Genomic DNA, 13,277 nt, shown 5'->3' on the forward strand with positions numbered 1-13,277 from the left:
GCGAAAAGAAAACGGGAGGAAATGTGAACATTTTGAGATTATTCGTATCGCTGCCTATTTAAAAAACAAGAAATGCGTGGCCAGCGGGCGCATGTGTCCATCGGACGGGTGGTTAATGACCTGGCCGTCAAAAACCAAGGTAGTCGAGCCGCCGCCGTCCAAATTGTAAGCATCCCGGACGCCCAGTGCCGTCAACTTGTCCTGAAGCTCGGGCAGCGAAGCACCGGAATTGCCGTTCTCGTCGTAGCCGTCCGTAACTAAGAACAGCAGCTGATCGTTCTTGAAATTGCCTACGACCGTTCTCGGCGCCCTGGCAGGGGAGTTGAGCCAAACGGAAGGGATGGACTGCTTCTTCCCATTCTGCAGCAGGATCGGCACGAACGAGGAGCCAAACGATGGCTTCAGCTTATCCAGATCCTCCTGCCGCGCGAACTTGCCGCCAATCAGCTTCAGGTCTGTGCTGATGCCGATGAACGCCAAGTCTTCGAAGCTCGGCTCGAACCCGTATACATATTTGCCCCCGATCATCGTGGTGCTGAGCGGGTATCGTTTGCCGGTCTTCGTATCGTCCGCGAAGCCGCCGGCATTGACGCCGGCCACGGCGCCGTAGCGTCGGACCGCTTCCAGCGTCGTTTCGCTGCTCCCCAGCTTATCTTTCCCCAGAACCATCTTCATCCCTTTATCGGATTTCAGATCGATCTTCAACGCAAAGCCCTTGTATCGGGAATCATTGAACGTGTACAGCTTGAGGTCGATATTGCCGCTCGAGGCGGTACGGGTCAAGTTCCCGCCGAGCTTGGCGCCCACCCTGGAGTCGAAGATGGCCGTCGGCCGCTTCGTGGCCGCATCGACCGTCTGAGACATGCCCGCGACCTCGGTCGCGCTTTTGGCGTACAGCTCGAAATATTTTTCAATCGTGGTGCGGGTTTGCCCGGCGTCGTCCTTCATCTTGTCCAGCTTCGTCAATGCCTTCTGCAGATCATCCTGCATCGAGAACATGGCTGGCATGGACATGCCTTGCTTCGGGAGCTCCACGGAAATTTGGGTCGAAAGAAGATAAATCATCAGTCCGATAAAAGGTGCACAAGCAAGCAGCATCGTTCGATTAATTAATTTAATCGGATTCGTTCTCGTTTCCATTAGGTCACGGCCTCCGTCATTGCAACGCATCCAAGCTTTTCTTCAGGTCATCAAGCTTCTTCTTCATATCGGCCAGCTGCGTGTACAGCTGATTGCTGTTGTCGGTCTTGCTGTTGGCACTGTCCTTTGTGAAGGCGAGCAGCTCGTTAACCGAATCGATCTTGGTCTGCATTCTGGCCATGTCGGAGGTGAGGCTATCTTTCAGCTGAGCCACCTGCTTCTGGTAATCATCGGCGATCTCCGCCAGCTGAGCTTCCGTCTGCTTGGAAATTTCGCTGGCAATCTGCTGCTTCAGGAGATCGGTATACCATTTGGCGCCAAAGACGCCTCCTGCAATCAGCAGCGCCCATAAGAAAAATAACAGCACATAAATACGAGCGCTTTTCTTCGTCTTTGGTCGGGTCGTGCGTACGGCCGGCGGTTGTGCCGCCGGTTCAATCGGGGTATTCAAGGCTGGTGCTCCTTCCTGTACTCGTTCGGAGACACGCCAACCATCTTCTTGAACACTTTGCTGAAATATTTCTCATCATCGTATCCAACCATCTCCGCGACCTGCGAAATGCGTAGATGGGGATTGAGTAACAGCAGCTTTGCTTTATCCATGCGAATACCGCTTATGTAATCGGATAAATTAACCCCAAATTCCTGTTTAAATTTGCGGGAAATGTATTCTCGGCTCAAGTAGAAGTGACTGGCGATCTCCTGCAAGGTGATATCCTGATGGTAATGATTTTGAATGTATCTTGCAATATCAAAAATAACATTGCTGTCCTGATGCTGATACGTCAGCAGCTCCCGGGACAAGCCCGTCAGGCTGCGGGTCAGCTGTTCCTCCCACAGCGACAGCGACAGCGTCCCGTCCGGCTTCAGCGGCATGCTTAGCGCAGAGTTGTCCTCCGGCCGGGCAAGCTGGGGCGGCGGCTCGCGGAACAGCTCGACCAGCCAGCGGCTGCGCACGACGGTGTACTCGTGCCACCAGTGCTCCAGCTGCTCCTGCGTGATGCTGTCGAGGCCGCGGACGGCCTCCATCCATTCGCCGATGACCTTGCGGATCTGCTCCTCGCTGCCGCTGCGTACCGCAAGCCGCATCGCTTCGACATGCTCCGTGAAGGGCAGCAGCTTCTGCGTCGCTGCGGCCTTGTCCGGCTCGAAGCGATGGATCAGCTTACGCGGCTCGAGCAGATTGCGGGCGCGGAGCGCTTGGCGCGCTTCCTTGTACGCGGTGCCGAGGCCAGACGGGAAGGCGCAGCGGGAGCTGGCTCCGATGTCCAGCGTGCCTCGGAGAGCAGCGAGGATCGCCGCTTGAATCTTGGCCAGCTTGGCCTCAGCATGCTCCAGCTCGCGGAACAGCAGCAGAAGCACCTCGTTCTCACGGCTCCAGTACCGGTAGGCGATGCCTTGAACCTCGGCGCCCGACTTGAGCAGCTCGCCGGCGATGTTGGTCAGCGAGAAGAAGAGCAGGTCAAGGTTCGAAGCGAACTTCGCCTTGAGCGGCAACGGAATCGTATCCAGGCTCAAGACGGCAACGATGCACTCTTTCACCTCTGGGCCCAGCCCGAACTCCGCATTCAAAGACTCAGCGCAGGCCTCATAGCCGGACGGCTCGTCGATCAAGCTGGAGAGCATCTTCTCCCAGTAGACTGGCTTGAACTGGTTGCGCTCGATGTTACGCTCCATCTGCTGCTGCCGCTCGGCTTCTTCCTTATGCCAGCCCTCCGACGCCTTCATGACGGCGCTAATCAGCTGCTCGGCGTCGATCGGCTTCAGAATGTAGTCGATCCCGCCGGATTTCACGGTATGGCGCACCAGCTCGAAGTCGTCATGACCGCTGATGACGATCGTTTTGCCGGCCGGGTAATGCTGCTGGAGCCAGTCGAGCAGCTCCCTGCCGCCGCGCAGCGGCATAACCATATCGGTGAAGATGATCTGCGGCTTATGGACTTCAATGAGCCTCGCCGCATCCAGCCCGTCCTGCGCTTCGTAAATCTCGGTGATCTCAAACCGCTCCCAAGGCACGAGCAGCTTGATGGCTTCTCGGACATGCTTTTCGTCATCGACGATGATGGCTTTCAACTTGCGTGTTCTCCCTTCGGTATCAGCAGCGTGACTTGGAAGCCGCACGGCTCCTTGGATTCCACGAACAGATGCGCCTTCTCATTATAGTAGAGCGAAAGCCGGGTCTTCACATTCAGCAGCCCGATGCTGCCCTCCGTCTCGCTGCCTGCGTTTCCATGTTCGGTGGCGTCGTCCACCGCTGCTCCTGCAAGCTGCTTGCTAAGCCGCAGCCATTCCTCTTCGGACATGCTGCGCCCGTTATTCTCGACAATGATTTCGAAGTAGGGTTCTTCACTCGATAAGCTTGAGCGGCTGATGATCGTCAGCTCGCCGGGATGCTCCCGCGGATCGAAGCCGTGCTTGAAATAGTTCTCAACCAGCGGCTGTAATGTCATTTTTGGGATAAAAATGTCGAGCGTCTCTTCTTCTATATGATACCTCACTGTGAGCTCATCTTCAAAGCGCTGTATTTGCAATTCCATATAAGCGCGGATATGGTCAAGCTCCTTACGCAGGGGCACGACGGATTCTTGGGTGTTCATGCTGTAGCGCATCATTTTGGCCAGGGCATTGAGCAGCTGATAAATTTTCGGTGCCGAATGCTGCAGCGCCAGCGTCCCGATCGATTGCAGGGAGTTGTACAAAAAGTGCGGATTGATCTGCGCCTGCAGCGCTCGCAGCTGGTTCGTCTTGTTGGCCAGATGGAGCTTGTACTCCTGCATGATCAAATGGTTGATTGTTTCCATCATCGTACGGAAGCGGCGGGCCAAGATGCCAATCTCGTCCTTCGAATCCACTTGAATGTCCACGTCGAGCTGCCCGGTCTGAATTTTGTTAATGTAGCCGATCAGCTGCTTCACCGGACGGGTAAAGCGCACCGTAATCCACAGCGTCAGCGCCACGACGACCACCAGCAGCACGGCCAGAATCGCGAACTGAATTTGCGTCAACTCCCGGGCTCCGCGGTACAGCTGCTCGTACGGAATCGTTTTGACCAAATACCACTGGAAAAAAGGGGTCTCAATCCGCTCATACATATGGATGCTGCTTTTGTCCTCCAAGCTCCCTTCATCGTCCGCCAGATTTAGCAGCCGATCGGCCCATGGGGCGTTCAGCTTGCGGCCATCCGGAGCTCCTGGCGCGCTGGAATAGACGACATTACCGTTGGCATCAAGAAGATAGACGTCCTCCTTCTCGCTCAGCAGCTGCTTCATCATCTCCTCGAGCGTGTCGAGACGGATATCGACCGACAGGTTGCCCAGCGCCTCCATCGAGGGAACGCGGTACAGCGCGCGGTGTATAGTCAAGACTTGCCGGGGGGCATAGTAAGAAAAGGAAGACATGCCGTAATCGTGGCTCCAGTGCGTCGTTTCGAGGGCGGAGTCATACGATCCGGGCTTAAGCCCAGGGTAGGGAGGTGCGGTGACGGTATACTGCTGCGTCTTCTTCATATTAAACAGCAAATACGACAGCGGGTCGCCCTCCGCGCGGTGATCGAAGCTCATATACACCTGATACACGTCCTTGTTCAGTGCAATCGACTGCATCAAGTTGTAAATTTCGGGCTCCGCTTCATACCCTGTAAAGCCCAGGTCCATCAGCTTAATGAAGGACGGGTTTTTATACATAGAGAACGTCAGGTCGTTCAATTGATTCATATAGTTGATCAGATTCAGCTTGCTTTGCGACAGCAGGTTGGTGCTTTCCCGTATGGCGTTTTGCTTGACGGATTGCTTTGTGTATAGGTTCGTGACCAGCATCGTCGTGACAATCGGCGCGATGGTGGCGATCAGCAGCAGCACGATCAGTTTAAAACGCAGGCTGTTGCGGCCCATGGTGTTCCTCCTATGACCGTTCTCGTTAGATCAATATTTTACACCAAACGGTTCATGATCTTCGGTGTTGGTCGGCGACAAATTTCAGTACACTTTGTACTATAGACAATTTGGGGAAGAAAAAAAAGAAGGGGGAATGAGCGATGAATCGAAGAAAATCAGCCGAATGGCTCGAGCAGCTCGTGTTCGTCGGCCCTGCATTTATCTGCTTTGCGCTTATCATCATCGTGCCTTTTTTCCTTGGCATGTATTATTCATTCACCGATTGGAACGGCGTTTCCGGTCAGGTGACATGGACGGGCATCGAGAATTTCAAGCAAATCCTGTCGAACGACCCGGATTTTCTGAAGGCGTTCTGGTTTACGACCCGGTTCTCGATTGCTGCGGTCATTATCACCAATGTGCTGGCGTTTGCGATCGCCCTGCTGCTCACAAAGCCGCTGAAGCTGCGCAATACGCTGCGGACGATTTTCTTTTTGCCTAACGTCATTGGCGGCTTGCTGCTCGGCTTTATCTGGCAGTTCATCTTCGTCAAAGGCTTCCCGGCGATCGGACAATTGACGCATTTGCCGTTCTTTAATTTGCCGTGGCTGGGCGACGAAAATACCGCCTTCTGGGGTATCGTGATCGTTTTCGCTTGGCAGACAGCCGGCTATTTCATGGTCATTTACATTGCAGCGCTAATGAACCTGCCTAAGGATGTCATGGAAGCAGCCCAGATTGACGGAGCTTCGCCATGGCAAATGCTGCAGCAAATCATTCTTCCGCTGGTGATGCCGGCGGTGACGATCTGCTTGTTCTTGGCGATTTCCAATTCGTTTAAAATGTTCGATCTGAACTTGTCTTTGACCAAAGGAGGTCCGTTCAAGTCTACGGAATCCGTTGCGCTCAATATTTATACCGAAGCGTTTCAGAATAACCGGTTTGGACTCGGGACGGCGAAGGCGTTCATCTTCTTCGTCACGGTTGCAATTATTACGACCATTCAGGTACGCATCACGAAGAGCAAGGAGGTTGAAGTGTAATGGATGCTCAGCCGCGTTATTCGGCACGAATTTTTGGATTGGAGCTCATTGCCATCGTCATCGCCCTTCTGTTTCTCGTGCCGTTCTACTTCGTCATCGTGAACTCGCTGAAAACGTTCGGAGAGCTGCTGACGGATCCGACCAGTCTGCCGCATACCATGCAGTGGAACAACTACTCCCGGGCGTGGAGCATTGTAAAGTTTCCGACGGTATTTACGAATTCGCTGATTGTAACGGTGGTTGCGAACCTTGGCATTGCACTAATCAGCTCAATGGCGGCGTATAAAATGGTGCGACGTCCGAACCGCTTAAATAATGTGCTGTTTACCTTGTTCGTTGCGGCCATGGTGATCCCGTTTCAATCGATCATGATTCCGCTGGTCAAGGTAGCAAAAACAGCCGGCTTGTTCGACAGTTTACCGGGCCTCGTCGTCTGCTATCTGGGCTTTGGCGCGCCGATGTCGATCTTCTTGTTTCACGGGTTTATTAAGTCCATTCCGCTCGAGATTGAAGAGTCCGCGGTGGTGGATGGGACGAGTGCTTACGGCACGTTCTTCCGAATCGTTCTTCCGCTGCTGAAGCCGATTGCGGTTACGGTTATTTTGCTGAACAGCCTGTGGATTTGGAACGACTTTCTGCTGCCGTTTCTAATCTTGCAAAGCCCGGATCTCAAGACGATTCCGCTCGCCACCAACTCCTTCTTCGGTCAGTACACGAAGCAGTGGGATCTCGCGCTGGCGGCCCTCGTGCTGGGCGTGGCGCCGATCGTCGTATTTTTCCTTGCGATGCAGCGGCATATCATTGAAGGGATTACCGCTGGTTCGGTTAAAGGTTAAATTCCGTAACATAATTCAGGCTCCGCTATCGCATACTAACCAAAAACGCAAGGAGAGTCTGCGATGTTAAAATATTTACTCATGCTGGCGTTTCTTATCGTTGTGTTTGCCTTTGTCTTTTCCATTGCGGCGATTCGGAAGCAGAAGGACCGGGAGATGGACAAGGGCATGAATCATACGTCCGTAAAGCATAACATCCTCGCCAATCCGATGCTGATCGCTTATGTGCTGTTTCCGGTTGCGGTCGTGCTGGGTGCGATGATTTGGATGTATTACTTTTAACCCTTCGGAGGAACTGACATGGAGACCAAACGACGCTACTACGTATCCGTCCAATCCAGAACCATTATGGAGAATCAGGGCGATGCTGCTTATGAGCTGGAGATTGATGCGACCCCCGAGCAAATTGATCGGCTTCGAGACTTGTTCGATGAAAAAGAGGACTACGAGCAGGATTCCTTTATTAGAGCGCATGCGCCAGGAATTCCGTACCATCACGATGCGCCTAATGACGGGTATGACGCTTCCTTGCAAACCATTTACGAAACGCTTCATGACCTTGGAACCAAGGAGACCAAGGACCACATCGAGAGCATGCAGGTGTTGAATAGAAACTGGTAAAGGGGCAGCCGGCTGTCCCTTTTTTGCATTTTGGTGGAAATGAAAGCGCGGTCAATTTGTTCCACCTTTTTGTTCAATATTCTCTGTGTTGGCTCATCGTGCCAGAATTTATAATGACCAATGTAGGCACAATATAAGAAAAGCTTCTGTAAGTTCAAGGTAAGGTCATATTAAAAGGGAGGCTCTCGAATGAAACAATCGTTCAGAAAAATGACGGCTATTTCCATGAGCGCGCTGCTGCTCGCCGGCGTTGCAGCAGGCTGCGGGGCGAAGACAGGTCAAAATAATACAGCGGCTCCAGGTGCGGCTGGTGGTAAACAGGTTACGCTGAAAATTTTTCAATTCAAGGTGGAAATTAATGAAGCGCTGAACCGCATGAAGGATGAGTATGAAAAGACGCATCCGAACGTGAAGCTGCAGATCGAAACGGTTGGCGGCGGGGCGGACTATGGCGCGGCGTTGAAGACGAAGTTCGCGTCGAACGATCAGCCGGATATTTTCAATAACGGCGGGTTCCGTGAAGCGGATACCTGGATGGAGCATCTCGAGGATCTGTCCGATCAGCCTTGGGTAAAAGATGTGCTGCCGGTAGCCAAAGCGCCGATGACGAAAGACGGCAAGCTGTACGGCATGCCAATGAACATTGAAGGCTACGGCTTCATCTATAACAAAGATTTGTTTACGAAAGCCGGCATTACGGAGCTGCCGAAAACGCTCAGCCAGCTGGAAGAAGCCGCAAAGAAGCTGCAAGCTGCAGGCATTACGCCGTTCGCTAACGGCTTTCAGGAGTGGTGGATTCTCGGGATCCACAACCTGAACGTAGCTATGGCTCGCCAAGCGGATCCGGATAAATACATTACTGGACTGTTCGACGGCTCCCAAAAGTTCGGAGGTCCGGTATTTGACGACTGGACGAAGCTGCTGGATCTGACGGTGAAATACGGTCAGCCGAACCCACTTACGACGGACTACAACACGCAGGTCACGAACTTCGCTACCGGCAAAGCGGCCATGATGCAGCAAGGGAACTGGACGCAAGTACAGATCGATAAAATTACGCCGAATCTGAATATTGGCGTGCTGCCGATGCCGATTAACGAAGATGCGGCGGCGAACGATAAAGTATTCGTAGGGGTGCCGAACAACTGGGTTATTAACAAGAACTCTACGGTGAAGGCGGAAGCGAAGGAATTCCTGAACTGGATGGTGACCTCCGATACCGGGAAAAACTACATGACCAAAGAGTTCAAGTTCATTCCGGCGTTCGCCAGCATCAATGCGGATGTAAAGGATTTGGGGCCAATCGCGGGCGATATTCTAAAGTACAGCAAAGACAACAAAGTGTTGGGCTGGAACTGGCCTAAATATCCGGACGGCGCAACGCAAGAATTCGGTGCTACCATGCAGGCATACATCGCCGGCAAGCAGACGAAGGATCAAATGTACGCGAGCTTCCAAAAGACTTGGGATAATCTGAAGGCGAAGAAATAAAGTTTTATATGAAACGGTTTGGCGGGAGCTTGAGCAAAGCTTCTGCCAGGCCGTTTTTTTTGTTGTTTGCTGGCGCTTGGTGAATGGTTTGATTGGAGAGGGGGATGCTAGGGGCAATGTGTGTATTTCCACTACCAGAGGTGACGATTTCATGTTGGATTGCATCATCGTCGGCGGGGGCATTGCAGGGATGCAGGCGTCGATCCAGCTAGGCCGCTACGGCCATCGGGTGCTGGTTATCGATAAGGGGCTGGGGCGCTCCACGCTGTGCCGCAGCTATCACAATGTGCTGGGCTGGCCGGACGGTGTCTCGGGTCAGGAGCTGCGGCGGCTCGGTCGGTTGCAGGCGGAGCGGCTGGGTGTGCAGTTTCGGGTCGATGAAGTGATTGCAGCGGCGAAGCATGGCGAGCACTTTGACGTCGCGGTAGCAGAAGGCGGCGGGACCTTGTCTGCGCGGACCCTGCTTGCGGCAACCGGGATCATGGATCGTTTTCCGGACCTCCCCGGACTTACGCCTTGTCTTGGCCTCAGCGTGTACGTATGTCCGGACTGCGATGGCTATGAGATCAAAGGAAAGCGGACGATCGTGCTGGGCGCGGGAGATGTGGGTGCTTCGATGGCGCTTACGCTGCGGTATTGGACGGATCGGATCGTGTATGTAAATCATGAGCGTAAGGTGATCGGAAGCACGTTGCTTGATCAATTGCTGGGGCGGGGCATTGTCTGTGAAGAAGCGGAAATCGCTGAGGTGCTGGGCAGCGCGGACGGGTGGTTTGGCGGGGTTCGACTGGCCGATGGCCGCATCATCGAGGGCGAGCGCGGGTTTATCGCTTTCGGCGGGAATCGAGTGCACTCGGATTGGCTGGCCCCGCTCGGCGTGGAGCGGCTGGAAAATAAACATATCGTCACCGATCCCCGAAGCAAAATGACGTCGGTGCCGGGCGTTTGGGCGGCCGGCGATATCGGCGTGCATTCGGAGCAGGTCACGATTGCCATGGGCGAAGGCTCGCAAGCGGCGATTTGGATCCATAAGGAGCTGGTGAAGCGTGATGAAGCTGCAAAAGCGCTTGTGAAGACTTAGCAGAAATGAGCGTAACAAAGCGGAATGGCTGAATGGCCTACCCTTTTTCCAGCTTCGACTTCCATTTGCTCATCGATTCTTCGCCGTTCACGAAAATTCGCTTGAGCTTGTAAGGATGCTGATCCGGCGTAGTTTTTCCCTGATCGATCGTAAAGGCATAGCGGAAGCCGTATTCCTTCAAAATGGTCAGCGTGCTTTGATTGTATTCTCCGTAAGGATAGCAATACACATCCGCTTTCGTCCCCAGATGCCTCTCAATGAGACGCCTCGCCTCGACAATCTCGTAGGCCTGCTCCTCCGCCGACAGCTTCGGCAGATGCGGGTGCGTCATGCCATGGGGCTGAATATCCCACCCTGCCTCGTGCATTTCTTTGATTTGCTCCCAACTCAAGTAGTAGCCATCATCCACCATGCCTGGCGATACGAAGAGCGTGGCATGAAACTGGTGCTTTTGCAGGACGGGCAGCGCATACTGATAATTATCGGCATAGCCGTCGTCGAAGGTCAGCAGCACCGGCTTGTCCGGGCTTGGCTCCTTGCCCTCCAATATATTGAAAAATTGCTGCAGCGTCAGCGTCGTATAGCCTTCCTCGGCCAGCGCGTCCATCTGAGCTTCAAATTTTTCGGGCGTGATCGTAGCAATGTTTCCGGGATCGACTGTGATGCTGTGGTAGTTGAGGACGGGGATGCGGAGCTTTTTGCGCTCGTCTGTCGCAGCGGCCTCGACGTCTGTGTAGTCGGTCGGCAGCGAGATCGAGCAAAGCAGCAGCAAGGGCATAAGCAGGAAACGCCAGCGGATGAACAAGGACACCGGTTTGTACAAGCGAGCGACAGCTCCTTTCTATGGGAACTCTATTACTCTATTCTTATCCGGTGTCCCATACGATTATGCATGAAAGTTTAGGATGATTCGACAGACCGAGTGGAGAGGACTCGTTTATGTAGCTGCCGGCTCCAGCGAAGGAAAAGCAGCGACCACATGGGCGAAGCTCTCCAGTGCTTCTTCCCCTAGCGGCGTAATCTTATAAATGCCGCGTTCGACGCGCTGGAACCAGAGGTAATAATTTTTTTGCAGCATGTCTGCCGCTGTCGGGTAGCCGGTTAGATCACGCAGCTTCTTTGGGCTTAGCGGGCCTTGCTGCTGCAGTACGCTGGCCATATGCAGCGACTTCTCGCGGTAGGCCGTCACCAGCTTGCGCCTGGTGCTGCCGCCGACATTGTAGTCGGCCTTGCGCTCTTGGAACTCCTTCACGACGCGGCCTGCGGCATATTTGTTATGGCGGGGGGGCGCCGTGAGCAGAGCCGGATCGGAGGGCGGATGGCATTCCACTTCGACTCGCGGCTTCCTGGTTTTATAAAATTGGACGGTTATCATTCCAATGCCGAGCATACCGCACAGCTTGCGCAGCTCCGGCCAGCTGGCGGAGTGCGGAGCGCGGCCTTTAGCCGGCCGCTCGAAGGCGACATAGACGGTACGGCTGAGCTTCAGCCGGTCTATGGCTTGCAGCAGCAGCGGGATGGAGAAGCTGCGCTTCAGCTCGACGATGACCGGCGGCTCCTCGCCGCGGATCGCCACCAAATCGCAGTGGCGCACCTCGCCCCGCACGTCGTAGCCGAGCTGCTCTAGGTAGGTTTTCACGGGAGCGTAGAGCTCCGTTTCACTTTTGATCGGCACGGGATGGCGGTCTCCTTCGTTCGGGTCTAGGGGAACAGGCTTATGTAGTGTCATTATAGCATAAATTTGGTAGGATAGATGAAACGACTAGTTCGACTAGTTCATAGGGAGCGTGTGAAACGGATGGAGCATCAATGGGAACAAGCCGACCAGCTGGAGCCGTGGCTCGGGCGGAGCTTTGTGTGTGATTCGTGCGGGCGGGAGCATCGCGTGCCGCTGCGCCGGGTGGTGCTGGAGCGCGGGGCGCTGGCCGCGCTGCCGATGTATGCGCAGGAGCGGGGGCTCCGCGACCTGCTGCTGGTGTGCGACCGGCGGACCGTGGAGGCCGCCGGCCAGGCGTTGCTCAAGCTGTGCGCTGAGGCGCAGCTCCCGGCGCAGTTGTGCGTGCTCGACGATGACGAGCACGGGGAGCTCGCCGCGAGCGAGCGGGCGATCGTGCAGCTGCTGCTGCACGTGTCGCCGGCGACGCAGGCGCTGGTGGCCGTGGGCGCGGGGACGCTTCACGATATCGTGCGTTTCGCGGCCCATCGGACCGGCCGCGTGTTCCTTAGCGTGCCGACGGCACCCTCCGTCGACGGCTTCGCTTCCACCGGCGCGCCGCTCATCCTCGGCGGCTTCAAGCAGACCATCCCGGCTTGCGCGCCGGACGCCATCTTCGGCGACCTCGAGGTGCTGGCTCTGGCGCCGCGCCCGATGATCGCCGCCGGCTTCGGCGACATGCTGGGCAAGTACACGTCGCTGGCCGACTGGCAGCTCGGACAGCTCTTGCTGGATGAGCCGGTCTGCGAGCTCGCGGCCGAGATCACCCGGCAGGGCCTCGAGCTGTGCATCCGGCACATCGACGACATCGCCTCCGGCACCGAAGGGGGAGTAAGCAAGCTGATGGAAGGCCTGCTGCTCTCCGGCATCTCCATGCTGCTCGTGGGCCATTCCCGCCCGGCCTCCGGCGCCGAGCATCACTTGTCCCACTACTGGGAGATGCAGTTCCTGCAGGCTGGCCGCCAAGCGCTGCTGCACGGCGCCAAAGTCGGCGTCGCCGCAGTGCACATGGCGGCGCTGTACCGCGAAGCTGCCGCGCTGGACGCCCCCGCTGTGCAGGCGGCGGTGCAGCAGCGGCTCGCGTCGCCAGCTTGGCTCGCGCCGGACGGCGAAGCGGCGGCGATCCGCGCCGGCTACGGCGCCATCGCGAGCCAGGTGCTTGCGGAGAACGCCGACGCGCTGGCCCCCGCGAGCCGGGCTGCGCAGCTGCGCCAGCTCGCCGAGCGGCTGAGCCAGCGCTGGGGCGACGTCGCGGCGGTGTGCCGCCGCATGCCGGCGCCGGAGCAGCTCGCGGCGTGGCTCCAGCGCGTCGGCGGGGCGACGGCGCCCGAGCAGCTCGGCATCGAGCCGGAGCTGGTCGAGGGCAGCCTGCGCTACGCCAAGTACGTGCGCAACCGCTACACGATTTTGCGTTTGCGCGAGTGGTTGTAGCATTGGCGGGAGAAGGGGAAACGTAAGTCGCATGAGGTGCGGTTGGGC

Annotated in this window: 13 protein-coding genes; 7 read left to right on the plus strand and 6 right to left on the minus strand. The window is 55.8% G+C overall.

Going from position 1 to position 13,277, the window contains the following annotated elements; translation table 11 throughout:
• Positions 1 to 54 precede the first annotated feature (54 nt).
• From FPZ49_RS08170 to FPZ49_RS08185, 4 genes are read right to left on the minus strand one after another with little or no spacing between them, the layout of a single operon-like run.
• Entirely contained in the window at positions 55 to 1,140 is a 1,086-nt protein-coding gene (locus FPZ49_RS08170; RefSeq protein WP_144845398.1) for a phosphodiester glycosidase family protein, read from the minus strand.
• Positions 1,141 to 1,156: 16 nt separating this feature from the next.
• Positions 1,157 to 1,591, minus strand: coding sequence for a hypothetical protein (locus FPZ49_RS08175; RefSeq protein ID WP_144845400.1), 435 nt, complete (start codon positions 1,589 to 1,591; stop codon positions 1,157 to 1,159).
• Entirely contained in the window at positions 1,588 to 3,213 is a 1,626-nt protein-coding gene (locus FPZ49_RS08180; RefSeq protein ID WP_144845402.1) for a helix-turn-helix domain-containing protein, read from the minus strand. Before FPZ49_RS08180 ends, FPZ49_RS08175 begins: the two co-directional genes overlap by 4 nt.
• The gene (locus tag FPZ49_RS08185; protein WP_144845404.1) at positions 3,210 to 5,030 is read right to left on the minus strand and encodes a sensor histidine kinase; all 1,821 of its coding nucleotides are present in this window, start codon (positions 5,028 to 5,030) and stop codon (positions 3,210 to 3,212) included. The genes FPZ49_RS08180 and FPZ49_RS08185 overlap by 4 nt, the downstream gene beginning before the upstream one ends.
• A gap of 143 nt (positions 5,031 to 5,173) precedes the next feature.
• On the opposite strand from FPZ49_RS08185, the gene FPZ49_RS08190 reads away from it, so the two are divergent.
• The 6 genes from FPZ49_RS08190 to FPZ49_RS08215 all read left to right on the plus strand — a co-directional run bounded on the left by FPZ49_RS08190 (position 5,174) and on the right by FPZ49_RS08215 (position 10,084).
• The gene (locus tag FPZ49_RS08190) at positions 5,174 to 6,055 is read left to right on the plus strand and encodes a carbohydrate ABC transporter permease (protein WP_144845406.1); all 882 of its coding nucleotides are present in this window, start codon (positions 5,174 to 5,176) and stop codon (positions 6,053 to 6,055) included.
• A complete protein-coding gene (locus tag FPZ49_RS08195) occupies positions 6,055 to 6,891 on the plus strand; it encodes a carbohydrate ABC transporter permease (protein WP_144845408.1) in 837 nt (278 codons plus the stop codon). The genes FPZ49_RS08190 and FPZ49_RS08195 overlap by 1 nt, the downstream gene beginning before the upstream one ends.
• A 63-nt stretch (positions 6,892 to 6,954) precedes the next feature.
• Entirely contained in the window at positions 6,955 to 7,173 is a 219-nt protein-coding gene (locus tag FPZ49_RS08200; RefSeq protein WP_144845410.1) for a hypothetical protein, read from the plus strand.
• 18 nt (positions 7,174 to 7,191) lie between these two features.
• Positions 7,192 to 7,512, plus strand: coding sequence for a hypothetical protein (locus tag FPZ49_RS08205; RefSeq protein ID WP_144845412.1), 321 nt, complete (start codon positions 7,192 to 7,194; stop codon positions 7,510 to 7,512).
• A gap of 189 nt (positions 7,513 to 7,701) precedes the next feature.
• Entirely contained in the window at positions 7,702 to 9,003 is a 1,302-nt protein-coding gene (locus FPZ49_RS08210) for an ABC transporter substrate-binding protein (protein ID WP_144845414.1), read from the plus strand.
• A gap of 151 nt (positions 9,004 to 9,154) precedes the next feature.
• Positions 9,155 to 10,084, plus strand: a complete 930-nt coding sequence (locus tag FPZ49_RS08215) for an NAD(P)/FAD-dependent oxidoreductase (protein WP_144845416.1) — start codon at positions 9,155 to 9,157, stop codon at positions 10,082 to 10,084.
• Positions 10,085 to 10,121: 37 nt separating this feature from the next.
• Here FPZ49_RS08215 and FPZ49_RS08220 read toward each other — a convergent pair whose 3' ends face one another.
• Positions 10,122 to 10,907, minus strand: a complete 786-nt coding sequence (locus FPZ49_RS08220; protein WP_261381318.1) for a polysaccharide deacetylase family protein — start codon at positions 10,905 to 10,907, stop codon at positions 10,122 to 10,124.
• A gap of 114 nt (positions 10,908 to 11,021) precedes the next feature.
• The gene (locus FPZ49_RS08225; protein ID WP_144845418.1) at positions 11,022 to 11,759 is read right to left on the minus strand and encodes a DUF2161 domain-containing phosphodiesterase; all 738 of its coding nucleotides are present in this window, start codon (positions 11,757 to 11,759) and stop codon (positions 11,022 to 11,024) included.
• A gap of 123 nt (positions 11,760 to 11,882) precedes the next feature.
• On the opposite strand from FPZ49_RS08225, the gene FPZ49_RS08230 reads away from it, so the two are divergent.
• Positions 11,883 to 13,229 carry a sn-glycerol-1-phosphate dehydrogenase gene (locus FPZ49_RS08230; RefSeq protein ID WP_144845420.1) on the plus strand — a complete coding sequence of 449 codons (1,347 nt, stop codon included), beginning with the start codon at positions 11,883 to 11,885 and terminating at the stop codon, positions 13,227 to 13,229.
• Positions 13,230 to 13,277: the final 48 nt, after the last annotated feature.

The organism is Paenibacillus cremeus (assembly GCF_007786445.1).
In the GTDB taxonomy this organism is placed as follows: Bacteria; Bacillota; Bacilli; order Paenibacillales; family NBRC-103111; genus Paenibacillus_G; species Paenibacillus_G cremeus.